Origin of the sequence: Bacillus sp. OV322 (assembly GCF_900112495.1) — a bacterium.
In the GTDB taxonomy this organism is placed as follows: Bacteria; Bacillota; Bacilli; order Bacillales; family DSM-1321; genus Peribacillus.
The window spans coordinates 50,521-75,266 of record NZ_FOMA01000003.1; the positions used below are offsets into that span (position 1 = coordinate 50,521).

General features: G+C 43.6%; 24 protein-coding genes. 23 read left to right on the forward strand and 1 reads right to left on the reverse strand.

Annotation, left to right across the window (positions count from 1 at the left end; all coding sequences use genetic code 11):
* Positions 1-93: 93 nt before the first annotated feature.
* The 3 genes from BM126_RS07945 to BM126_RS07955 all read left to right on the forward strand — a co-directional run bounded on the left by BM126_RS07945 (position 94) and on the right by BM126_RS07955 (position 2,855).
* Complete coding sequence (locus BM126_RS07945; protein ID WP_090989033.1) at positions 94-642, forward strand: hypothetical protein; 549 nt, start codon at positions 94-96, stop codon at positions 640-642.
* A gap of 132 nt (positions 643-774) precedes the next feature.
* Positions 775-1,749 (forward strand): nuclease-related domain-containing protein, encoded by a 975-nt coding sequence (locus BM126_RS07950; protein WP_090989034.1) that lies wholly within the window; start codon positions 775-777, stop codon positions 1,747-1,749.
* Positions 1,750-2,141: 392 nt separating this feature from the next.
* Positions 2,142-2,855 (forward strand): toxin regulator, encoded by a 714-nt coding sequence (locus BM126_RS07955; protein ID WP_256213026.1) that lies wholly within the window; start codon positions 2,142-2,144, stop codon positions 2,853-2,855.
* A gap of 154 nt (positions 2,856-3,009) precedes the next feature.
* On the opposite strand, the gene BM126_RS07960 is transcribed toward BM126_RS07955, so the two are convergent.
* Positions 3,010-4,290, reverse strand: a complete 1,281-nt coding sequence (locus BM126_RS07960; RefSeq protein WP_177201389.1) for a replication-associated recombination protein A — start codon at positions 4,288-4,290, stop codon at positions 3,010-3,012.
* 184 nt (positions 4,291-4,474) lie between these two features.
* Here BM126_RS07960 and cymR point away from each other — a divergent pair, with 184 nt between their 5' ends.
* The 20 genes from cymR (at position 4,475) to BM126_RS08065 (ending at position 24,742) form a co-directional block, all read left to right on the forward strand.
* Entirely contained in the window at positions 4,475-4,894 is a 420-nt protein-coding gene (gene cymR / locus BM126_RS07965; RefSeq protein WP_071350579.1) for a cysteine metabolism transcriptional regulator CymR, read from the forward strand.
* Between the two features lie 67 nt (positions 4,895-4,961).
* Positions 4,962-6,104, forward strand: coding sequence for a cysteine desulfurase family protein (locus BM126_RS07970; protein ID WP_090989397.1), 1,143 nt, complete (start codon positions 4,962-4,964; stop codon positions 6,102-6,104).
* A gap of 20 nt (positions 6,105-6,124) precedes the next feature.
* Positions 6,125-7,240, forward strand: a complete 1,116-nt coding sequence (mnmA, locus tag BM126_RS07975) for a tRNA 2-thiouridine(34) synthase MnmA (RefSeq protein WP_090989037.1) — start codon at positions 6,125-6,127, stop codon at positions 7,238-7,240.
* Positions 7,241-7,425: 185 nt separating this feature from the next.
* Positions 7,426-7,632, forward strand: coding sequence for a hypothetical protein (locus BM126_RS07980; protein WP_090989038.1), 207 nt, complete (start codon positions 7,426-7,428; stop codon positions 7,630-7,632).
* Between the two features lie 271 nt (positions 7,633-7,903).
* The gene (locus tag BM126_RS07985; protein ID WP_090989039.1) at positions 7,904-8,575 is read left to right on the forward strand and encodes a tetratricopeptide repeat protein; all 672 of its coding nucleotides are present in this window, start codon (positions 7,904-7,906) and stop codon (positions 8,573-8,575) included.
* Between the two features lie 28 nt (positions 8,576-8,603).
* The gene (locus tag BM126_RS07990; protein WP_090989040.1) at positions 8,604-11,018 is read left to right on the forward strand and encodes an SF1B family DNA helicase RecD2; all 2,415 of its coding nucleotides are present in this window, start codon (positions 8,604-8,606) and stop codon (positions 11,016-11,018) included.
* Positions 11,019-11,282: 264 nt separating this feature from the next.
* Positions 11,283-11,759, forward strand: a complete 477-nt coding sequence (locus BM126_RS07995; RefSeq protein ID WP_090989041.1) for a PRC-barrel domain-containing protein — start codon at positions 11,283-11,285, stop codon at positions 11,757-11,759.
* Positions 11,760-11,775: 16 nt separating this feature from the next.
* Entirely contained in the window at positions 11,776-11,964 is a 189-nt protein-coding gene (locus BM126_RS08000) for a hypothetical protein (protein WP_090989398.1), read from the forward strand.
* 105 nt (positions 11,965-12,069) lie between these two features.
* Positions 12,070-13,161: an AI-2E family transporter gene (locus BM126_RS08005; protein ID WP_090989042.1), complete on the forward strand. Its 1,092-nt coding sequence runs from the start codon at positions 12,070-12,072 to the stop codon at positions 13,159-13,161.
* Between the two features lie 373 nt (positions 13,162-13,534).
* Positions 13,535-16,174: an alanine--tRNA ligase gene (gene alaS, locus BM126_RS08010; protein WP_090989043.1), complete on the forward strand. Its 2,640-nt coding sequence runs from the start codon at positions 13,535-13,537 to the stop codon at positions 16,172-16,174.
* 78 nt (positions 16,175-16,252) lie between these two features.
* Positions 16,253-16,522: an IreB family regulatory phosphoprotein gene (locus tag BM126_RS08015; protein ID WP_071350571.1), complete on the forward strand. Its 270-nt coding sequence runs from the start codon at positions 16,253-16,255 to the stop codon at positions 16,520-16,522.
* Between the two features lie 3 nt (positions 16,523-16,525).
* Positions 16,526-16,951: a Holliday junction resolvase RuvX gene (gene ruvX / locus BM126_RS08020; protein WP_071350570.1), complete on the forward strand. Its 426-nt coding sequence runs from the start codon at positions 16,526-16,528 to the stop codon at positions 16,949-16,951.
* A gap of 10 nt (positions 16,952-16,961) precedes the next feature.
* The gene (locus tag BM126_RS08025; RefSeq protein WP_071350569.1) at positions 16,962-17,246 is read left to right on the forward strand and encodes a DUF1292 domain-containing protein; all 285 of its coding nucleotides are present in this window, start codon (positions 16,962-16,964) and stop codon (positions 17,244-17,246) included.
* 263 nt (positions 17,247-17,509) lie between these two features.
* Positions 17,510-18,658 (forward strand): endolytic transglycosylase MltG, encoded by a 1,149-nt coding sequence (mltG, locus tag BM126_RS08030; RefSeq protein WP_090989044.1) that lies wholly within the window; start codon positions 17,510-17,512, stop codon positions 18,656-18,658.
* A 156-nt stretch (positions 18,659-18,814) separates the two neighbouring features.
* Positions 18,815-19,453, forward strand: a complete 639-nt coding sequence (locus BM126_RS08035; RefSeq protein WP_256213027.1) for an O-methyltransferase — start codon at positions 18,815-18,817, stop codon at positions 19,451-19,453.
* A 293-nt stretch (positions 19,454-19,746) separates the two neighbouring features.
* Positions 19,747-20,382: a uridine kinase gene (gene udk / locus BM126_RS08040; protein ID WP_071350636.1), complete on the forward strand. Its 636-nt coding sequence runs from the start codon at positions 19,747-19,749 to the stop codon at positions 20,380-20,382.
* 554 nt (positions 20,383-20,936) lie between these two features.
* A complete protein-coding gene (greA, locus tag BM126_RS08045) occupies positions 20,937-21,413 on the forward strand; it encodes a transcription elongation factor GreA (protein WP_090989045.1) in 477 nt (158 codons plus the stop codon).
* 156 nt (positions 21,414-21,569) lie between these two features.
* Positions 21,570-21,827 (forward strand): SunI/YnzG family protein, encoded by a 258-nt coding sequence (locus tag BM126_RS08050; RefSeq protein WP_090989046.1) that lies wholly within the window; start codon positions 21,570-21,572, stop codon positions 21,825-21,827.
* A 275-nt stretch (positions 21,828-22,102) separates the two neighbouring features.
* Complete coding sequence (locus BM126_RS08060) at positions 22,103-22,690, forward strand: hypothetical protein (RefSeq protein WP_090989048.1); 588 nt, start codon at positions 22,103-22,105, stop codon at positions 22,688-22,690.
* A gap of 24 nt (positions 22,691-22,714) precedes the next feature.
* Positions 22,715-24,742 carry a DUF6792 domain-containing protein gene (locus BM126_RS08065; RefSeq protein ID WP_090989049.1) on the forward strand — a complete coding sequence of 676 codons (2,028 nt, stop codon included), beginning with the start codon at positions 22,715-22,717 and terminating at the stop codon, positions 24,740-24,742.
* Positions 24,743-24,746: the final 4 nt, after the last annotated feature.

A 24,746-nucleotide genomic window follows, 5' to 3' on the forward strand; every position in this document is an offset into this window, starting at 1 on the left:
TGTTAAAGCTCCATGCAGGTTTCCCGCCCCTATGCACGGGAAGGGAAATCTATAGACAAGATGAATAGAGACATTAAATAAAGGAGTATGAGTATGGAAATTATAGATTTTTCCTGGGATTTAGAAAGTGTCGGCTGGACATATGAGGGAAAAGAAGTACAAGTTGCACTATCAAATATTAACTTTGCCAACTTAGATGCGGACGAGAACTATATATACATTGTATGCGGCGAAAATTTTTCCGAAAATCAGATTCACTTCCTGACATTTGACGGAAAAGAAATTCTGGCCTATGACAAAACATCAGGATCGATCACCTGGGAATTTGACGGTAAGACCGAGGTGCAATGTGAACACCTGGAAAATGCGAGATTGTATATCATGGAATCTCTTATAATGGCCATTGCCGCAGACGGACAGGGAAATACCAAGTTAATAGGCTGGCGTTTAGACGGGACACTGGCATTTGAAACAGCTGCCCCACCAGAATATAAGCTTTCCTATTTATCATCTGTTGATAAAAAACCAACCGTTGTCTGTGAGGGCAGTCCGGCAAAAGCAGACAAGTATGGAAGAAACACCTGGCATTTCAGCATAGATGCTGCAACTGGCGAATTAATCAAGTCTGAATTGGCGCATTGATATATTTGTATGATAGGCCCTTCTTTGTGGAAGGGCTTCTTTCCTGTTTGCTTACGGATGAAAGGTTTTAAAGTAATTGTATGCACAATTACCATAGAGATTTATAATTGGTACTAAAAGGAGAAATGAGCCTTGATAAATAAAGTTCAAAGCAGGCCCTTGTATATTCAAAAGCTTGAAGCACTTTTGAGGCGTATCCCAAGCCAGCATGAAAAGCGAAAGGAAATGGAGGATGAGCTCTCAAGAAGAATGTCGGGCTTTAAAGGAGAGCTGTCGCTAGATTATTATTTACGACTGATTCCCGATAAATCAATACGGATTTTCCATGACATCAGGCTTCTCGATGGAGAGTACACTTTTCAGATAGATACTTTGTTAATGTGTACCCGTTTCTTTTTAATACTAGAGGTGAAGAATTTTTCCGGTTCACTGCTTTTTGACCGAACTTTTAAACAGCTTGTCAGAAGGATTAACAATAAGGAAGAAACATTTCCGGATCCGATTACACAGGTGAAACGTCAGCAGCTCCAGCTGAAAAATTGGCTGAAAATCCGAAAACTCCCCGAAATCCCCATAGAGACACTTGTTGTGATCTCCAATCCCTACACTTACATCATGCCTCCTGAAAACCCTACGGAAGTCAAACGCCTTGTCACGCATAGCGCTAATCTCATCAGCAGATTATCAAACCTCGAAAACAAGCATAATCATGACGCACTTACGGAAAAAGCCCTTGCAAGAATCTCAAAAACCCTCTTAAAAAACCAAATCCCAGATAACAGGAGTGTTTTGGAAAAATATCAAATCACGAAACATGAACTCATTAAGGGAGTCGTGTGCCTGGATTGCTCTCCGTTTTTAATGAAAAGAGAGTACGGCAAATGGATCTGTACTCAATGCGGAGCAGCATCTAAAGAAGCCCATATAGATGCATTGCGGGACTACCTTCTTTTATGGGGAGAGACGATTAGCAACCAGGAACTGCGTGAATTTCTTGGTATCAGTTCAGCGTCAATAGCAGCAAGAATGCTCTCTTCCTTGCAGCTTCCCTATACAGGTTCGACTAAGGATAGAAGATACAGCCTAGCGGGGTTGCTTAACAATTAAAGAGTTTGTATTTTTCTCTATTTATTGCAGTTGCATGATTTTGTTCAGAAGCTGCACGATTCATTCAAAAAGTTGCATGATTTTCGTCCGAAGTCGCACGATTTTAGGGGGAATCTGCATGATAATCTTACAAATTCGCATGATTACGCCAAATACACTCTTGTATTAGCACAAATTCAGGTAGGAATCAGCCAATCGCTAAAATAAAATTATGTAAAAGCCCTTTTTGATAAAAACCTATTTACTTAAAGTTTGCTCCTGCTTGGGAGAGATTGATCAGCCAGTCATTTAATAGGAGTTATTACCCTATCCAGAGGTCGGATATGATTGCTATACTATGAACCGGGGTTAAATTCCTTGGTTCTTTTTATTTATTAAACAACAAGAAAAGGATGATTTATGTGAACAAAGTTTTAGGTTTTGCGAAAAGAAGATGGGCATATATTTTAACTGCCCTTATTGCACTCATTATTGGAGGAAACATGGGCCCTTCAAAAGAGGAAGTCGATGCAGCTGCAAATAAAAATGAGGAACTGAATAATATAATCGAACAAAGAAATATACGGTTAGCTAACTTAGCTGATGAGAACAAAAAGCTTTCCGCTAAAGTAAAAGAAGCGGCTCCATTTTTTAAATTACAAGAAGCTGAGCGCAAAGAAAAAGAAGCTGAATTGAAGAAAAAGGAAGCAGCTGCTAAAGCAAAGAAAGAAGCCGAAGAGAAAGCAAAAGCTGAAGCTGAGGCAAAGGCTCAGGCTGAAGCAGATAGATTAGCAGAAGAAAAAGAAAAGAGAGGCTACGATACAGGAACTACGTATAGCCAATTAGCAAGAACCCCTGATAATTATATTGGTGAAAAAGTTAAATTTAACGGTACGGTTGTTCAGGTCATTGAAGGTGACGATACTGTACAGATACGATTTGCTGTTAACGATGATTACGATAGAATCCTGTTTGCTGAATTTGACCCTTCTATTGTAGAGTCCAGAGTTTTAGAAAACGATAAGATTACGATCATGGGATTATCTACTGGTTTAATCTCTTATGATTCTACAATGGGCGGGAAAATATCTATTCCAGGTGTGTCTGTTGAAAAAATAGAACAATAATAAAAGTAATTTGGGGCAGTCTCTACTTGGGACTGCTCTTTTTTAGTTGGTGGGTTTATGATTTCCCCCGCCGGCTAAAATCGGCTGTCTCCTCCTGTTAATCGATTTTTCCCTTTTTACCGTGGCTATATATACAAAAAGCCCCCGATTCCGGTCAGCGTTTGCCGGAATGAGGGGCTTTTTCAATTTTATCGTATACGGCACTGAGAGCCTGTTCGAATTTGCCGCTTTTTTTGGGCTGGTAGTATTGTTTGCCCCGGAGTTTGTTTGGCAGATACTGCTGTTTGACCCAGCCATTTTCATAATTGTGCGGATAAAGGTAGTCAATTCCTCGGCCGAGCTCTTTTGCCCCTTTATAATGGGCGTCCTTCAAGTGATCGGGAACATCGCCGCTTTTTCCTGCTCTGATGTCTGCCAGGGCCGAATCAATGGCCATGATGGCGGAATTTGATTTTGGCGATAAGCAGAGTTCGATGACGGCATTGGCGAGCGGAATCCGGGCTTCAGGAAAACCGAGGCGTTCAGCCGTTTCAATTGCGGCAAGCGTTCTCGCTCCTGCCTGCGGGCTTGCCAGGCCGATGTCTTCATAAGCAATCACGGCAAGGCGGCGGGCAATCGAGACAAGATCGCCTGCTTCAGCTAGACGGCCCAGATAATGCAGGGCTGCATTCACATCGCTGCCGCGGATGGATTTCTGGAAAGCGGAGAGCACATCGTAGTGGGCATCTCCATCTTTATCGTGTGAAAAACTCTTTTTCTGAATGCATTCTTCAGCGGTTTTTACATCTACCGAAATTATCCCGTCTTCATCAGGTTCCGTTGAAATGACAGCAAGCTCAAGTGCATTTAGCGCACTGCGGACATCTCCGTTCGATGCCTGAGCAAGATGTGTGAGTGCCTCCTTGCTGACATTAGTCTTATAATTGCCAAGACCGTGTTCACTGTCCTCAAGGGCACGCACCAGTGCCGTCACAATATCATCTGTTTCAAGCGGCTTTAATTCAAAAATCTGGCAGCGGCTCCGGATAGCGGGATTGATTGCATGATACGGATTGCTAGTTGTGGCACCGATGAGCGTAATCATTCCATTTTCAAGATATGGCAAGAGGAAGTCCTGTTTGGCCTTATCGAGACGGTGGACTTCATCGAGCAAAAGGATGACCCTGCCTGACATTTTCGCCTCCGCTGCGACGATTTCCATATCTTTTTTATTATTGGTAACGGCATTCAGCGTGCGGAAAGCAAATTTGGTGCTCCCGGCTATCGCACTTGCAATCGATGTTTTCCCGACGCCGGGCGGACCATATAGAATCATGGAGGAAAGCTGTTTGGCTTTGACCATGCGATTGATAATTTTTCCATCGCCTGTAAGATGGTCCTGTCCGATGATATCTTCAATCGAATGGGGACGCATACGGAAAGCGAGCGGTTTAATATTCATAAGCACCTCTCCTGGAATCAAGTAGGTTTCTGTCCTTATCATACTATATAATGAAGGGGAAATGCATTTATGGCGGTTGTGTGCTATAATTTCTTGTGCCGACTGCGGTTTTAAAACACTAAACCAAGAATCACATATATAGATTTAAAGCATCAAAAAAAATTGAGGTGTAAAAACTATGAGAATCTCAACAAAAGGCCGTTACGGCTTGACTATTATGATTGAGCTTGCAAAAAAACATGGAGAAGGCCCGACTTCACTTAAGTCGATTGCCAATGCACATGATTTGTCCGAGCACTACCTGGAACAGCTGATTGCACCTCTTAGAAATGCAGGACTTGTCCGCAGTATCCGAGGAGCTTATGGCGGATATGTACTTGGACGCGATCCAAAGGAAATCACATCCGGAGATATCATCCGGGTGCTTGAAGGCCCGATTACACCTGTAGAAGGAATTGAGGATGAAGAGCCGGTCAAGCGCCAGCTTTGGATCCGCATCAGAGACGCTGTCAAGGATGTTTTGGACAGCACAACGCTTGACGACCTTGCCAATTATAATGACAGCGGCGAGCAAGATTCTTATATGTATTATATCTAATGCTACACCTGCCAGCGCTTGATTTTTTCAGGGTGCTGGCTGGTTTTCTTATTGGAGGATGAAAAAAGTGGAAAAAATCTATTTGGATCATGCGGCAACCTCTCCTATGCATCCGGAAGTCATCAGTACAATGATGAAGGTGATGGAAGGGGACTTTGGTAATCCGTCCAGCATCCATTCATTTGGCAGGCAGGCACGTCATATTCTCGATGAATCACGTGCTGTGATTGCAGGCAGCATCGGTGCCGCACAAAATGAAATCATTTTTACAAGCGGCGGCACGGAGGCAGATAACACCGCACTGACTGGAATTGCCTTTAGCAGCCAGGCGAGGGGCAAGCACATTATTACCACTGAAATTGAACATCATGCTATTCTTCATACATGCCATTTTCTCGAAAAGTCCGGGTTTGAGGTCACGTATCTGCCCGTCAGCGAGGAAGGAATCGTTTCTCTTGACGACTTGAAGAAAGCTCTAAGAGAGGATACGATCCTTGTTTCTGTAATGTATGCCAATAATGAAACCGGCGCAGTGCAGCCTATCGGCGAAATAGGCAGGATTCTAAAGAACCATCCAGCTTATTTCCATACTGATGCTGTACAGGCTTATGGATTGGCGGATTTGGATGTGAACGAACTCGGAGTGGATTTGCTTTCTGTTTCGGCGCATAAGATCAATGGCCCTAAGGGAATCGGTTTTTTATACGTGAAAAATGGCATCAAACACCAGCCGCATCTATATGGCGGCGATCAGGAGCGCAAGCGGAGAGCGGGTACAGAAAGTGTGCCTGCGATTGCAGGTTTTGCTAAAGCAGCCGCTATTGCCCAAGCTTCTAGAGAAGAAAAAGCTAAGCAATACAAAGAATTCAAGAACATTATGCTTTCTGTCATGAATGAACAGGGTGTCCGGTATGAGCTGAATGGCTCACTGGAAAACACACTGCCGCATGTGATCAACTTCAGCTTTCCGGGAACGAATGTCGAATCGATGCTCGTCAACCTGGATTTGGCAGGGGTCGCTGTATCCAGCGGATCTGCGTGCACAGCTGGTTCGATTGAGCCTTCACATGTTCTTGTAGCGATGTTCGGAAAAAACTCCGAACGCACGAAAAACTCAATCCGTTTCAGCTTCGGTTTGAATAATACGGAAGAACAAGTAAGGCAGGCAGCGGAGGAAACTGCAAAAATCATTCGCAGATTGCTAAAATAAAGTTTTAAAGGAGCAGAAAGATGAATAAAGCGCCAAAAGACACCCGTGTCGTAGTCGGCATGTCTGGTGGAGTCGATTCTTCTGTTGCAGCTCTCATGCTGAAAAACCAGGGCTATGATGTAGTCGGGATTTTCATGAAAAACTGGGACGATACCGATGAAAACGGTGTGTGCACCGCAACAGAAGATTACAATGATGTAATTGCCGTCTGCAACCAGATCGGCATACCATATTACGCAGTAAATTTCGAAAAACAATACTGGGACAAAGTGTTTACCTACTTTTTGGATGAATACAAAGCAGGAAGAACACCAAACCCAGATGTTATGTGCAATAAGGAAATCAAATTCAAGGCTTTCCTTGAACATGCAGTCAGCCTTGGTGCGGATTATCTGGCTACCGGCCATTATGCCCAGGTGGAATTCCGCGATGTAGACTACAAAATGCTCCGCGGTGTGGACGAAAATAAAGACCAGACGTATTTCTTGAACCAATTAACTCAAAGCCAGCTGGAAAAAGTGATGTTCCCGCTTGGAGGTATTGATAAAAAAGAAGTCCGTAAAATTGCCCAGGAAGCAGGCCTTGCCACTGCCGCAAAAAAAGATTCAACAGGAATCTGCTTTATCGGCGAAAGAAACTTCAAGGAATTTCTCAGCGGCTATCTTCCGGCACAGCCAGGCAATATGGAAACTCTTGACGGTGTAGTCATGGGCCGTCATGATGGATTGATGTACCATACAATCGGCCAGCGCCATGGACTTGGAATCGGCGGAAGCGGGGAACCATGGTTTGTCATTGGAAAAGATCTTAAGAAAAACATCTTGTATGTAGGACAAGGCTTTGACAATGAAAAACTTTACTCGGATTCCATTAACGCAGTGAATGTAAGCTGGGTGGCGGACCATGCACCATCTCAAGAATTCACATGTACTGCCAAATTCCGCTACCGCCAGCCGGACAGCAAGGTAACTGTCAAAGTGAAAGAGGACGGAGATGTGGAAGTGATTTTCTTCGAGCCAAGCCGTGCAGTCACTCCAGGACAAGCTGTCGTTTTTTACGATGGTGAAGTATGTCTTGGCGGCGGAACGATCGATGAAATCTTTAAAGACGGAAAAAAATTAACCTATGTGGGTTAATACCGGGCGAACTCCTGAGTGAAATCTGGTTAACTTTGTTACATTAACCGGCTGTTTGGAGCGAAGGGATGCTTCGCTTTCCGCGGGGCGTGCGCTGAGCCCGCATGAGTCTTGAAAATCTTTTGCATTAAAAAAGTCAAATTCCTTATTTGAGGGATTTGGCTTTTTTGTTATTTTAATGGGGATTGTCTATCCAGAATGGGAATTCAATAAGGCTGATTCACATTCAGGATATGATACAGCTGTTTGCAGTAAAAACAGGAGACAAAGTTTCCTATTGGTATCTCATTTCAGGCCAGAATTTCGGTTTGGCTCGAATCCTAGGGAATCTGGCTCGAATGGGACTGGATTTCGCTCTAATGGAAGGGGATTTGGCTCTAATCAAGGCGTAATTGAATCGATTATCCAATTAACTGGAAAAAATCAAGCGCGATTTCTTATAATAAAAGAGATTCTGAACAGTTTATAATAGTGCCAGACTATATGAAAGTCACTGGGCTATCAAAAAAATGAAGATTTTCAGTGAGCTAAAATCAGAATGAAGTTTTTGATGAATGGACCTTTGATGTGTCATTTTATAATCAGAAAGCACATCTTCCAGGGAGCTTTGTTTTTTAATTTTATGGTATAATTCAATGTAGAAAAATTGGAGCGTGAGATATTATGGATAAAAATCAGCAAGGAATTCAGTTTATGCAAGAAGGCAAGTACGAAGAAGCAGTAAAGGTATTTTCAGAGGCGATTGAAGAAAGCCCGAAGGATCCTGTGGCATATATTAATTTCGGGAATGTGCTTACTGCAGTAGGCGAGCTTGATAAAGCGGAGAATTTTTACCAAAAAGCCATCGGACTTGATGAGAAAGCTGCGGCTGCTTATTATTCGCTTGGCAATTTATATTATGATACAGAGAAGTTTCAAGCGGCATCTGAAATGTTTCAAAAGGCGGTTTCAAACGGCCTGAATAACAGTGATGCATACTTTATGCTGGGACTTTCGCTCATGTCCCTGGATCAGCAGAAACTGGCCATGCCCTACCTGCAGCGTGCCGTTGAATTGAATCCGGCCGATGTTGACGCAAGATTTCAGTTTGCATTAAGCCTGGCTGGACTTGAGCTTTATGATGAGCTGGTTAATCAGCTGAAACAAATTGTTGAGCAGGATCCTAATCATGGTGATGCTTATTATAATCTAGGAGTTGCTTATGCCGGATATTTTGAAGATGCTGAGAAGGCCTTGGAGTATTTTGAAAAAGCGCTTGAAGTTCAGCCGGACCATATGCTTGCAGCACACGGTGTGAAACTGATTAAGTCGCTTTCTGAAACAGAAGAAAATTAATTCATTCTCATGAAAGGAGGGAAGCGCTATGGGACAGCAGGATTCGCTGGATTTGTTCTCAGAAGAAAAACCGTTTATGAAAGGGCGCCAGCTTGTCACTATTTTTCATAATGAAGGCAATATGTACTCGGTTGTGCGGATCCGTGTTGATGAGACCAATTTGAACTATGATGAAAAGGAAGCGGTTGTGACAGGCTACTTCCCTCGTATTCATGAAGATGAGACGTATACCTTTTACGGGATTTTAAAAGAGCATCCCCGGTTCGGGATGCAGTTTCATGTCGAGCATTTCCGTAAAGAAATGCCGCAGTCAAAAGAAGGAATCATTAATTATTTATCAAGCGATCTCTTTAAGGGAATCGGAAAAAAAACAGCCGAAAGCATCGTGGAGGCTGTCGGGGAGAACGCGATTTCAAAAATCCTTGCACAGCCTTCCCTGCTGGACGGAATCCCTAAGCTATCCGGTGAAAAGGCGAAGGCATTTTATGACACGCTGATTGAGCATCAGGGGCTCGAACAGGTGATGATTGCCCTGAATCAATACGGGTTTGGCCCGCAGCTGTCGATGAAGATTTATCAGATGTACAAGCAGGACACTGTTTCCATGCTTCAAAGCAATCCTTATAAGCTTGTAGAAGATATTGAGGGGATTGGTTTCGGGCGTGCAGATGAGCTTGGATATCAGCTTGGAATAGCTGGTTCCCATCCGGACAGAATCAAGGCGGCCTGTTTATATACCTTAGAATCGCAGTGCCTTCAGGAAGGCAATACATATCTTGAAGCGGAGGCACTCCTTGAGAGTGTCAAAAAACTTTTGGAAGAAAATAAACGGGATCGTATAGAGTTTACTGATATTTCCTCGGAAATCGTCAAATTGGGAGAAGAAGGTAAGATTATCAAGGAAGGCATGCGAGTTTACCTTCCTTCTCTTTATTATTCTGAAAAAGGGATTGTAACCAATATTAAACGGATTCTCGGGCAAACCCAATATCAGGATCAGTTTCCGGAGTCTGAATTTCTTCTTGCACTTGGAAAGCTTGAAGAGCGGCTTGGTGTAGACTATGCCCCTGCGCAAAAGGAAGCGATACAGACGGCGCTCCAGTCTCCGATGCTCATTTTGACTGGAGGGCCCGGTACAGGGAAAACTACGGTCATTAAAGGGATTGTTGAGCTATACAGTGAGCTGCATGGAGTGTCCATGGAGATAAAAGATTACATAAAAGAAGAAGACCCTTTTCCGTTTGTGCTTGCTGCTCCAACAGGGCGGGCGGCCAAAAGGATGGCTGAATCAACCGGGCTGCCTGCTGTCACCATTCACCGCCTGCTTGGATGGAATGGAAGCGAGGGATTTTCCCATGATGAAGATAACCCGATCAATGGCCGGATTGTCATCATCGACGAAACCTCCATGGTCGACACCTGGCTTGCACAGCAGCTGTTCAAGGCCCTGCCTGATGATGTCCAGCTTATTCTTGTCGGAGATGAAGACCAGCTGCCTTCAGTCGGACCGGGCCAGGTGCTGAAAGATCTGCTTGGGTCGAATTGCGTGCCGACAGTGGCTCTTGAGCATATTTACCGCCAGGAAGAAGGGTCCTCCATCATTGAGCTCGCCCATGATATCAAACGCGGCAGCCTTCCTCCTGATGTGGAAAAGCAGCAGGGAGACCGTTCGTTTCTAAAATGCGGTACAGGCCAGATTTCACAGGTAATCGAAAAGGTCGTACAGAATGCCCGTAAAAAAGGATACACAGCAAGGGACATACAGGTGTTGGCTCCGATGTATAAGGGGCCAGCAGGGATTGATGCTTTAAACAAAATGCTTCAGGAAGTTTTTAACAGCAATAAAAATGAAAAGCGCAGAGAATTAAGGTTTGGCGATGTAATTTTCCGGACAGGTGATAAAGTCCTTCAGCTTGTGAACCAGCCGGAAAACGGCGTATTTAATGGGGATATGGGTGAGATTGTTTCTATCCTATTTGCCAAGGAAAATACAGATTCAGTGGATAAGGCCATTATTTCCTTTGAAGGAATTGAGGTCAGCTACACCAAACAGGAACTTTCGCAGATTACTCACGCATATTGCTGTTCGATCCATAAATCACAGGGAAGCGAATTCCCGATTGTCATTCTTCCTGTTGTAAAAAGCTATTACCGGATGCTGCGGCGCAATCTGATTTACACAGGTATCACCCGGAGCAAGGAATTCCTCATCCTTTGCGGTGAAGAAGATGCCCTTCGTATGGGCGTTGAGCGGAATAATGAAATAAGAAAAACAACACTGCTCACACGGCTGCAGGAAACTATGAATGATAATGAGGACGCTGATAACGAAAGCATATCTGCTGAAATTTCCACAGAAACAGCAGAAGATTACACAGCAGCACTCATGAAAACAGATCCAATGATCGGAATGAAAAATGTCACGCCTTATGACTTTATGTAGGCGGGGCATTTTTTTTTGTGTACATGGCAGCCTATTTTTTGAATTGGCTCTAATCATGACGGAATCGCTCTAATTGTCATGAATTTGGCTCGAATGAGGGCAGATTTCAGTGCGATTATCCATTTATTTGGAAAATAATACTCATGCAGATCCCTATGGAAAACCTTTCACCTTATTTCTTGCAGGCAAATCACGGATACTATCATGGTAAAGCTTTTAGAGAAGCGATCAGGCACGATGTAAAACTTGAACGGAGGCGGGATGATGTGCACATTTTCTTTAATTAAAGGACTGCCTGTGTATTCCAAGGATGGAGAGCGGGTTGGCATGATATGTGATCTGGCCATTTCTGGAGACGGGCATGTAGCGGGTGTGATTGTCCATCAGCAGGCTTTTTTTAAGAAAACCTATTATATCCCGCTCGGCCAGGTTTATTCATTTGGAGAGCATGGAGTTGTGATTGAGGATTATGATCCCTCACTCCGGCAGATAAAATGTCCGCAGAATCTGCAAAAATTCAGCGGAGATCATTTATTTGGGAAAATGCTCATGTCAGAATCGGGAGAAGAGCTGGGTCTTTTACATGACGTATATTTCCAGGAAAAAATGGGCACGATTGTAGCATATGAAACGACAGATGGTTTCTTTTCGGAAATTTCGGAGGGAAGGCGCATGGTCGAATGCGGGCTTCCTCCAGCGTTAGGCAAGGACGCCATTATTGTTTCTGTCTATGATCTGTGAGGTGTTTGCTTTGGAAATGAAATGTCCGAATTGCAGAAGCAAGGATATCGGAAAAATTGGCGTAAACCAGTTTTATTGCTGGAATTGTTTTATAGAACTGTCCGTGTCAAATGGAATGATCAATACTCATCAAGTAGAAGAGGACGGAAGCTTGAGCTCTCTTGATGACTTGTTTGAAGAAAATGACCGGATGTTCGGCATGTAAAAACCTGTCCAATGGACGGGTTTTTTTACGTTATCCGCGATTAATGGCCGAGGTTTGCATGAAAATCCAAAAAGTCACAAAAACTACTACGAGGAGGCGTATTGAATGGATATTCGGCTTAAGTGGTTTTACCGCCTTGGTTTTCTGCTGCTATTATTTTTTGTCCTTTATATTTTCATGAAGCTTGAGCCAATCTGGAAGCCTGTTGTAACGATAGGTTTTACGGTGCTTTTGCCGCTGTTTATCGGGGCGTTTATTTCCTATTTGCTTCATCCTGTCGTCGAGATCCTGCATCACCGGGGCATGAAGCGGGGATGGTCGATTGTGATCATTTACCTGATTTTCTTCGGAGGTCTGGGACTTGCTCTATATAAAGGCATACCTGCAATGACCACGCAGATTCGCGAGCTGTCAGACAGTGCGCCGGATGTGATCAGGCAGTACCGCTACTTAATGGATCTTCTGGAGAAAAAGACAGCTTCCTGGCCTTTTGGCTTTCATGAGCGCCTTGAGGATAGTGTGAAGCTGTTAGAAAGCCGTCTGAATGACCTGATGAGTGTTGTGATGGGCTATTTGATGAGAATATTTGATTTTATTTTGCTTTTGTCTCTGATACCTTTTATTGCTTTTTATATTTTGAAGGACTTTGCAGCAATAAAAAAAATGGCCTGGTACTTAACTCCGAAAAAGTGGCGTAAACAGGGGATGGCCTTCCTGAGGGATGTGGATGTGTCACTTGGGGGCTATATCAGGGGACAGATTCTTGTTTGCATCAGCATTGGCGCTATTTCAGCGCTCCTGTTTTGGCTGATTGGAATAAAATATCCGCTCCTTCTTGGGATCATTATTGGCATTACCAACGTCATTCCCTATTTTGGTCCAATTTTTGGGGCGGTGCCTGCCGTCCTTATTGCTGCATCAATGTCAGTAAAAATGATGATTTTCGTGATCCTGATCGTGCTTGTGCTTCAGTTTTTAGAGGGAAATATCCTCTCTCCTCTAATTGTCGGGAAAAGCCTTCACATGCACCCCATCTTCATTATGGTCGCCTTGCTTGTCGGAGGGGAAATATCAGGGGTTTTCGGCATGATTCTGGCTGTGCCGATCCTGGCTGTGATCAAAGTATTTGTGCTTCATGCAAGATATCACTTTATACAGCGCACAAAGTATGGTCCGGCAGGAAGCAAGGGAAATTAACTGCAGTGTTGACAAAGCGGGATGTTGTGAATATAATCCAATACATAAGAATGAAAAATCGTTGAAGGATCGAGTATGCTGTAGACCATCTTCGTGCCCTGCACATAAGAGAGGAATTTCCATGGCTGAGAGGAATTCCAGATGAAGAACAGCTGAAAGCTAGTCCGGAGGGCAGCTAAAACCTGCCGTTACGCCGCGTTAAGGCTATGATGAAGGTGATGAGTGATGCAATTAGACTCATAATCAGGGTGGTACCGCGAGCTAACTCTCGTCCCTGTCAGGGGATGGGAGTTTTTTGTTTGCGGTTTTTTTGCTGCATCAAACCCATGCCAGGACGGGACGCCAACGTGTCTATTTTAGGGAGGATAAAATGATGAAGAAGCTGACAGGCGCACAAATACGCCAAATGTATCTCGATTTCTTTAAAGAAAAAGGCCACAATGTTGAGCCAAGTGCTCCGCTTGTTCCGCATGATGATCCATCTTTGCTTTGGATTAATTCAGGTGTCGCAACACTGAAGAAATATTTTGATGGACGGGTCATACCGGAAAATCCAAGGATTACAAATGCACAAAAAGCGATCCGTACAAACGATATTGAAAATGTCGGAAAAACGGCCCGCCACCATACATTTTTTGAAATGCTGGGCAATTTCTCAATCGGCGATTACTTCAAAGAAGAAGCTATCACATGGGCATGGGAATTTTTGACTGATGAAAAATGGATCGGCTTTGATCCGGAGAAGCTTGCTGTAACAATTCACCCGGAAGATGAAGAAGCGTTTGAGCTTTGGAACAAAAAAATCGGCCTTCCTGCTGAGCGGATTATCAGGCTGGAAGAAAACTTCTGGGATATCGGTGAAGGCCCAAGCGGTCCCAATACAGAAATCTTCTATGACCGCGGACCTGCTTACGGCGACGACCCGAACGATCCCGAGCTTTATCCTGGCGGAGAAAATGAGCGCCATCTTGAAGTTTGGAACCTGGTGTTCTCACAGTTTAATCATAATCCGGACGGTTCTTACACTCCGCTGCCAAAGAAAAACATTGATACAGGTATGGGACTGGAACGCATGGCATCTGTTGTTCAGGATGTTCCGACAAACTTCGATACAGATTTGTTCATGCCGATCATTCATGCTGTTGAAGGGATTTCAGGCGAAAAGTACCGCGTAGAGAATGAAAAAGATACGGCGTTCAAGGTCATTGCTGACCATATCCGTACTGTTACCTTTGCTGTAGGAGACGGTGCTCTCCCTTCAAATGAAGGACGGGGTTATGTACTGCGCCGCCTGCTGCGCCGCGCTGTCCGCTATGCTAAACAAATCGGCATCAACCGGCCGTTTATGTATGAATTGGTTCCGGTTGTCGGGGAAATCATGTATGATTTCTATCCTGAGGTGAAGGATAAAGCCGAATTTATTGCTAAAGTAGTGAAAAATGAAGAAGAAAGATTCCACGAAACACTTCATGACGGACTGGCTATCCTTTTTGACGTGATGAAAAAGGAAAAAGAAAAAGGAAGCACCATCATTCAGGGTGCAGACGTTTTCCGCCTATATGACACATACGGTTTTCCTGTTGAATTAACAGAGGAGTATGCCGAAGAAGAAGGCGGCATGACGATCGACCAGAAAGGCTTTGAGCGTGAAATGGAAGCACAGCGTGAGCGTGCGCGTGCAGCACGCCAGGATGTGGATTCTATGCAGATCCAGGGCGGAGTGTTAGGCGATGTGAAGGTTGAAAGCACATTTGTCGGATACGATAAGCTTGAAGCAGAAGGAACCGTGGCAGCCATTATTAAGAACGGCGAGCTTGTCACTGAAGCGCATGAAGGGGAAGAGGTTCAGGTCATCTTGAGCGAAACGCCATTCTATGCTGAAAGCGGCGGACAGATTGCGGACAGGGGCACAATGGTAAACGAAGATGTTAAGCTCAATGTCCTTGATGTCCACAAAGCGCCGAATGGCCAGAATCTTCATAGAGTCAGTGTTGCAGCCGGCACTTTGAAGCAGGATGATACAATCATTTCTGTAGTGGATCAGGTAAAAAGAGGCGGCATAGTGAAAAACCATACAGCCACACATCTTCTGCATCAGGCTTTGAAGGATGTTTTAGGAACACATGTCAATCAGGCAGGATCTTTGGTTGAAAATGACCGTCTGCGTTTCGATTTCTCTCATTTTGGCCAAATTAAGCCTGAGGAGTTAGATCAAATTGAGGAAATCGTCAACCAGAAGATCTGGCAAAGCCTTGATGTGGACATAAATTATAAAGACATCGAGGAAGCAAAAGCCATGGGCGCCATGGCACTGTTCGGCGAAAAGTACGGCAAGGTCGTGCGGGTAGTCCGCATCGGCGATTACAGCCTTGAGCTGTGCGGCGGATGCCATGTGCCAAATACGGCTGTAATCGGACTGTTCAAGATTGTCTCAGAAAGCGGAATTGGTGCAGGCACACGACGGATTGAGGCTGTTACTGGAGCATCTGCTTATAAGCAAATGGCCGACCAAATCTCCCTGCTTAAGGAAGCCAGTGCCAAATTGAAGGCAAACCCGAGAGATCTTTCTGTACGCATTGACGGCATCCTTGGCGAAATGAAGGACCTTCAGCGGGAAAATGAAAGCCTGTCTTCAAAGCTAAGCAACATTGAAGCAGCTAATCTCGTATCCAGAGTGAAGGAAATCAACGGCGTTCAGGTGCTTGTAGCTAACGTACAGGGAACAGATATGAATAATCTTCGTGCAATGGCTGATGATTTGAAGCAGAAGCTGAATTCTGTCATTATAGTACTAGGCTCTGCACAAGGAGAAAAAGTGAATCTTATTGCAGGAGTTACAAAGGATTATATCGAAAAAGGCTATCATGCCGGCAAATTGATCAAAGAAGTGGCTTCCCGCTGCGGCGGCGGAGGCGGTGGCCGTCCAGATATGGCTCAGGCAGGCGGAAAAGATCCCGAAAAATTGGATGCAGCGCTTAATTTTGTTGAGGAATGGGTAAAATCCATATCATAAGCATATGAAGTGTTGTACAATTGAATCAGGAGTCCGAACCCGTTCTTGCTGTTGAACGCAAAAAGAGAGGTGCATTATATGAGTTCCTTTGATAAAACGATGAAATTCAATTTTCCCGAAGAACCGTTTGAACAAGATGTAAAAGAGGTCCTTTTCCAGGTGCATAATGCCCTTCAGGAAAAAGGCTATAATCCCATCAATCAGATTGTAGGGTATCTTCTGTCAGGTGACCCGGCCTATATTCCGCGCCACCAGGATGCCAGAAACATCATCCGCAAGCTGGAACGGGATGAAATCATCGAGGAATTGGTTAAATCGTATTTGAAGCACCATCGAGAGGGAAAATAATACATGCGCACTATGGGACTTGATTTAGGTTCAAAAACCATCGGCGTTGCGGTAAGCGACGCGATGGGCTGGACTGCACAGGGTATAGAAACTGTGAAGATTGATGCAGATCAAAGGAATTTCGGCATTAAGCGATTAGGGGAAATCATCAAAGAGCATGAGGTGTCCAAAATCGTTGTCGGCCTTCCTAAGAATATGAACGGAACAGAGGGCCCGCGGGCGGAAGCAAGCCAGGAGTTCAGCAAGCTCCTGGAGAAAAAGTTCAAGCTTCCTGTCTTCCTCTGGGACGAGCGCCTTACGACAATGGCTGCTGAACGGGTGCTGTTAGAAGCGGATGTCAGCAGAAGCAAGCGTAAGAAAGTAATTGATAAAATGGCGGCTGTCATGATTCTTCAGGGATTCCTTGACAGACAAGCCAATACTTTATGAGGTGAATAATATGGAACATGGCGAAAATAATATTACAATTGTAGACGATAACGGAAACGAACAGCTTTGTGAGGTTCTTTTCACATTTGACTCTGACGAATTCAAAAAATCTTATGTACTATACTACCCGATCTCTGCTGACGATGATGAAGAAGAAATCGAAATCCACGCATCATCATTCGTGCCAAGCGAAGACAACAAAGACGGAGAGCTATCTCCAGTTGAAACGGACGAAGAATGGGACATGATCGAAGAAATGCTGAACACTTACCTTGAAGAAGAAGAAGGCGAGTAACAAAGCAGAAAAAGCAGGCTCACAAATGAGCCTGCTTTTTTCATGCGCAAATTTGTATTATTTTTAGGGGTCTGACCCCGCATGTAAAACGTTTTCTTGACAAAGTGCGGGGTTGTTTGTCATTAATAGAGGAGTGAAATTTGCTGGATTTACTGTTATTTTGTGATTTGTATGTATTTTTTGGCTGTTTTTAGTATAATAATCGAGCAGGCTTCCTGTCAGAAGGACTGCAGGTACGTGAATGTTTGGACGTGCAGGGGGTAATGGGAATGGATGATAAAGAGAAAAATAAGATAACGAAGAAGCAATACATACGGGATGGCTTGCTGGAGCGCCAGAGTGAGGCGCGTGTGGTGAGGAAGGTCATTTTGATCGTCGTAGCCGTGATTGTGCTTCTTGGAGCCGCAATCGGCATCGGAGGGTACTTTTACGTCAGTTCGGCGCTTAAGCCGGCAGATCCGGATGATAAGAGCGTGAAAGTGGTTGAAATCCCGATCAATTCTTCAATCGGAGGAATTTCAGAGATCCTTGAAAGCAAAGGTATCATTAAAAACGCGCGTGTATTTAAGTATTATATCAAGTTCCGCAACGAAGCCGGATTCCAGGCAGGGAAGTATAAGCTGTCACCTTCCATGAATATCAAGGAAATTGTCAGCAGCATCAAAACCGGGAAGGTTATGAAGCAAGCTGCGCTGAAAATTACGATTCCAGAAGGCAAGCAGCTGGTGCAGATTGCGGGAATCATTGCCGATAAAACAGGCAGGCAGCCGGATACAGTATTTAAAGAGATGAACAATAAAGCATTCGTACTGAAGATGAGGGAAAAATATCCGAATTTGCTGAAGGATGAAATCTACAACAAAAACGTGATGTATCCGTTAGAGGGCTATCTGTATCCAGCCACATACGAATTTTTCAAAACAAATCCGTCTCTGGATGAAATTGTTTCCCAGATGCTTAAGAAAACAGATGATTCTCTTCGTCCATATCAAAGTGATATAGCGGCAAAAAAATTCACACCGCATAAGCTTTTGACGATTTCTTCATTAATAGAGGAAGAAGCAACGGAGAAGGTGGACCGCAGCAAGATAGCTTCTGTTTTTTATAATCGTCTTAAAGAAGACATGCCGCTGCAGACAGATCCGACAGTGCTATATGCAAAAGGCCAGCACCAGAAAAAGGTGTTTTACAAAGACCTTAAAGTTCTGTCTCCTTATAACACCTATAAAAATAAAGGATTGCCTCCCGGGCCGATTTCAAATGCAGGAAAGATATCCATTGAGGCAGCTTTAAAGCCTGCTAAAACAGATTATCTGTATTTCCTTGCAACAGGAGACGGACGGGTCCTATATTCGAAAACTCTTGCTGAACATAATCGTTTAAAGGCAGAGCATATTACTGACAAAAATTAATCATTAGTCTTTTGGGGGAGAGATATTCACTTTCTCCCTCTTTTTGTGGTAAAATAGTCAAAGTGAATTTTTTCAGAATAATGTCCTGCTCGGCCGCTGCCGGGTTTTTTCTGCGATAGAAAGAAAAAGTGTTACATAAGCCAAGGAGGAATCAGCTTGAAGGAGAACCTGGAGGAATATCTTCATTCCCTGCTGCCGGCCAGAAACGGCGAATTTGCCGAAATGGAGGAGTACGCAAAAGAACATCAAGTACCGATCATGGAGCCTGAAGGCATGGAGGCCTTGCTGCAGATACTTAGGCTGCAAAAGCCTGAAAGGATTCTTGAAGTAGGGGCAGCCATAGGATATTCAGCACTCAGGATGTCAGACGCCCTTCCTGGCACGAAAATCGTGACCATTGAAAGAGACGGAGAACGTGCCCAGCTTGCACGTGAAAATATAAAAAAAATGGGCAAGCAGGAAGATATCACGCTTATTGAAGGCGACGCACTTGAGACAGGTGAAGAAGCAGGCCTCTATATGTATGACGCCATCTTCATTGATGCAGCTAAAGGGCAATATAAGCGTTTTTTTGAACTTTATGAAGCATTTCTAAACCGTGATGGCATCATTATTACGGACAATGTTCTCTTTAAAGGCCTGGTCGCTGAGAATGAAGAAGAAATCGAACCAAAACGGATTCGCAATTTAGTCCGTAAAATAAAGGATTATAACGTGTGGCTTATGAATCATCCGGAATATCATACAGTGATTCTTCCTATTGGAGACGGAGTGGCCATCTCAAAGCGTAAATAAAGGTAAGTTTCGGCAGTGGAAAACGAAGGAAGAACAGTTTTTTTACTTGGATCCCCTGGAGTATAATTCATCCATGTTTGGGAACCCTAGCAAAAAGACTCGTTTCGATTTCGCAAGTAGAATCCTTACCCAATAAGGATTCGTACAGGATCCATGACCGTGTTGCATAGTAAACGGGTGATGAAGTGGAATTGAACACTGTGCCCAGCATGCAAATCAGGTGCTAAAAAAAGGAACATGACAGAGATTCCTTTGGACAGACAAGCCTGGAGAGAATCGGAAGGAGAACGAACATGGGGAATAAACCTGTAGTAATCGGTGTAGCCGGGGGATCGGGTTCTGGTAAAACAAGTGTAACACGAGCAATTTTTGAAAGCTTTAAAGGGCATTCCATTTTGATGCTTGAACAGGATTATTATTATAAAGATCAAAGCGACCTTCCATATGAAGAACGCCTTAAAACGAATTATGACCATCCGCTTGCGTTTGATAACGACTTATTGATCGAACATATCCATAAGCTTTTGAAGTATGAGCCCATTGAAAAGCCTGTATATGATTATTCCATCCATACACGGGCAGAAGAAATTATCACGGTAGACCCAAAAGAAGTGATCATCCTTGAGGGCATTCTCATTTTAGAGGATGAGCGTCTCCGCGATTTAATGGATATCAAGCTGTTTGTCGATACAGATGCCGACCTGCGCATTATCCGCAGAATGTCGCGTGATATTAAGGAACGCGGCAGATCAATGGATTCTGTTATTGACCAGTACGTGAACGTGGTGCGTCCGATGCACAACCAATTCATCGAGCCTACAAAGCGGTATGCTGATATCATCATTCCAGAAGGCGGCCATAACCATGTTGCCATTGACCTGATGGTGACTAAAATTCAAACCATCCTTGAACAAAAGTCATTTTTGTAATAACATGGCATAGATAAAGGTAAGAGATATTTTTTAAGGCTGTTTCCGTAAACTTTGTTGCTGAGGAACAAGGTGGCTGATTTCCGCTTCAGGATGCTCGCTTTCCGCGGGGCAGGCGGTGAGCCTCCTCGGCTGCGCCTGCGGGGTCTCACCTTCCCGCTAATCCCGCTGGAGTCTCGCACCTTACGCTCCAATCAACTGGCTTAACAAGAAATCGCCTCAAAGAACTTATTAAAAAACAACAATCTTTAAGAAAAGAGCCTTTTTTTATTTATTTTCTGTTAAATACTGGACAAATTCCGGAAAAGGAAATACTCTATCTTAAGAAACAGAATCATTAAGCTGTCTGCATGTTAAAAGATGCAGCAGATAAACTAAGGTATTTCCTTAGTCAATGCGCGCCCTTCAGTAAGGACGCGCACTTATGTATTCTCCGCTGTATGGACCTGATGCTATACGCGTCCGGACGATTAATGGCTGCTCAGGCAGCTGACTACATAATATTTCGCATGCTGCCCAGGCAGGATGCGGAGGACTTGAAGGAGTGAAGGGTTTTGGCTATAGAAAAAGTATTTCCCATGACAAAAGAAGGAAAAGAGAAACTGGAGCAAGAGCTTGAAAACTTAAAGACGGTAAAAAGGAAAGAAGTTGTGGAAAGAATTAAAATCGCAAGAAGCTTTGGCGATCTTTCCGAGAACTCTGAGTACGATTCCGCAAAAGACGAGCAGGCTTTTGTTGAAGGCCGTATCACCACTTTAGAAAATATGATCCGTAATGCAAAGATCATTGAAGAAAGCGATACGAATTCAGATACAGTAACACTTGGCAAGACGGTCACATTTGTTGAGCTTCCAAATGGCGACGAAGAAACCTATTCAATCGTCGGAAGTGCAGAAGCAGATCCGTTTGAAGGCAAAATTTCAAACGACTCTCCAATCGCTGCAAGCCTTATGGGCAAAAAAGTAGGCGACACGGTTACAGTCATGACTCCAGGCGGAGATATGACAGTGAAAATCGTTACAATTAAATAAGATGAAAAGCGGAGCAATGCCAGATTGCTCCGCCTTTTTTCTGCCTGAATCCTATAAAGGCCCTTTCATGATTGTTGTTTATGCAGAGAAGACCCTATCCTTTGTAAAAATATGGTACTATTTATTGTGAGGTAATATATAAAGGGGGCAATTGCAATGACTGTAGAAATCATGGATAATGAAGACTTCATTATTTTAAAATGGCAGCTGTCACATATTGAAATTCCGAAGAATGACATTCTTTCTATTAAGCAGGATGATACCTATGCCGGAGATCCATCTGCCACTGTAAGGCTAGGTTTTCCCTATGCCAGCACAGATCGCCTGCTCATTGAGACCCGGCATGACAAGTACCTTGTGTTCACTAATGAGAGCCCTAAATTCCTGAGGATCCTTCAAACAGAAGTGAAATGACAGTGCCCCTCTCCGGCAGCGGAGGGGTTTTTTTGTATCTGCTTTGAAGGATTCCGCTGAATCCGTAACGGTAATAGGCCTATACCTGATTTTCTCTTCTGGGTAAAAAGTTTTGTTATTGTCAGAATGTTATGTTTTTTGTTGTGCTCCTGTGGGAATATGAGGTAGTAATGGAATGTGAGCTTTTCATATTCTTGAAAGGGGACACGATCTTGAAAAAAAGCATACATATGTGGATCCTCATTTTAATTTTACTTGCGTTAGGAGGCTGCGTGATGAATCAGAACGACGATGGAGCCGAAAAAAAAGCATTGCCAAAAGAAAAGGCTTTAAGCGACGCCTATACAAAAGAGTATTTGATGTCCCATAAAGAAAAAGAAAAAGGATTTTATCAGCTTCAGTCAAAAACCAATGGCTATACGATGCTTTTTCCAGCAGATGCCTCGATTTCAGAATCAAGTACAGAAATAAATGGCGACTTTTTTGAAACCTATGAATTTAGTGAATCCAGCAAAGAGTCAAATATCATGAATGAATATAAAATCACGTTTGATAATAGAGCTGTTTCAAGAAATATTGAGGCTAATTTAGCCCAGCTTTCCAGTTATGCCGATTACCAGGGTGAATATAAAAAAATCAATGATGGTGAAAAAACACTTTATTATGCTAAAAATACGTTCACATATAAAGGAAATGCAGACCACAGATTTTTCAGTTATATCAAATCGAATAAAAGTGATAAAGCCATTAGTTATGTGGCTTCAGATTCCTGTATGGATCAACAAAGGAAATGCACAGCAGGTTCCAGGCAAAGTGAGGAAAGATTTTTAAAATTGATGAAGTCAGTAGATTTTAAAGATTGAACTAAAGCTGCAGGTGAAACGAAAATGGGCAATGAAGAAGTGTTAAAGAATGATATCCTCCGGGCAAGAATTGCAAATTTGGAGTATGAAAAGGATGGGCCAATCACCATAGAACAAATCAGGAAAATTTATATTGAAGAATGCGGGAAAGAGCCGCCGGGGAAAATTGAAGTTTACCGTTCTGATGATATAAAGGAAATTAATCAGGATAAACGCAACGGGAAAGATTCGGGGTTTGATGGTACGGTTATTCATTTTTATGATCCAATCAAGGGTATCAACCAGACATACACCATTACAAGAGGAAGCGAGAATGCCGAAGACGGAGGAAGTGGTGGTCCGAATGACTGGCTATACAATTTATTTGGGATTTTTGAAGGTAAGGCGCAAAATCAGTTAAAGGATGCGAGTATGTTTGATCAAATAGTAACGAGTAAGATTAATGATTCTGTTAAAAGAGATCTGGAGAGGAGAAGGAAAAATGGAGAAGAGATTCAGGATATTCCGCTGCAAAAGTCCGGAATTGGACACTCCCTCGGCGGAAACCTGATTCAAATGCTGCAGCTGAAGGATGGGGGCTTCCGGAATGTGTATGCCATCAATGACTGTCCGCCAAGCGCCTACCAGCTTGTTTTGGCCGATAAAGGATTTCAATTTGCCCTTCAGCACGAATTTAATAGGAACGTCAAGGACGATAAGGAGCTTTACTCCATCCCGCCATCCGAGCTTAAAGCTTTCACAGAAGAGTATTATAGGGATAAAGGAAAGAATATTCATCATTTGACCGCTAATGAAGATATGCTTCATGCAGCCTCGATTATCAGGGGATTTATTGATCTTGGCGACAGGAGATATGTAGACACAAATCCTGACTTTGATGGCATTCAGAATGTCGTGCAGCATCTTTCAGATAAAGACCTCCAGGCACTGCAGACTTTCCTGGGGCAGTTTGGCCCTGCATATGAGCAAGGAGGGACTGAAGCACTGATCAGGGCTATGACAGGCTATGATTCCAGTTTCGCAGAGTGCGTGAATGATGTGAAAAGGGAGATTGGGAACTTTCTTAGAAATGGTCCGGATTGGGAGGAAAAGTATCTTGATGTGCATGTTCCCTATACAGGCTTCGTAAAATTTCCGCTAATTGCGGTGCCTGTGATGCCTGCTGAGCTTACCCGTGCCATCGGCAATCTTACAGCGAGGATTATCGAAATGGAATCGAAGGTTACGAATCTGGCAAAACAGCTGCCTCTTTTCGGGCATATTCTCTTAACCGCAATGCTGCCGCTTAAAGATAAGCTCGCCCCGCATTTTGAAAAGCTGAAGGAGCATGCGAAAAACCTGCTGGAGATTGCGGCTGATACAGGAAAGAGACTGGCAGTTGACATGTTTAACCCTAATCACAGCGTGGATGATGACTTGGCCGGGGTGATTTTGATCAATGGAGCCAAAGCAGTCTGGAATATTAAAAAAATGGGAGAAGCATGCGGAGATATGTTTAAGGAAACTAAAACGTTTTTTTCGGGCTTTGGAGAAGCGGCTGATGCGCATGGCATCAGCCAGTTGACGAGCGGGCTTGCATCCGGGGAAGGCAAACGCTATGAAGGAAATGACATGTTTTTATCCGCCGGAAGCGGAAGCAGAAAAATAGAAATCAATCTTTCCTCTGCTGTCCGGATTTATCAGCTGGGAACTGATTCCCTTCATGAACAGGAATACTATTTGAAAGAGCTTAAAAATATGTATAAAAAGGAATACCTCGAAGACTATGACAGCCGCAAAAAGAAATTACTTCAGAAATTCAGCGACATGGAAACCCATCCTCAGAGATACAAATACCTTCTTCACATGGAAAATGCCAAAATCACAAATATCACCGTCAATGAAGTTATGCAGCCGTTAGATGCATCCTTCACAAATGCATTCGAGGATGCGTTTCACTATTATGAAACCGAGCAGGCTAAAAGCAGGGATTTAATCAATAAAATACGAGCATCCATCGAACAGCTTTTTAATAAAGATGAAAAAGTGTCCAGTATGTTTGATCTGCGGTAGTAAA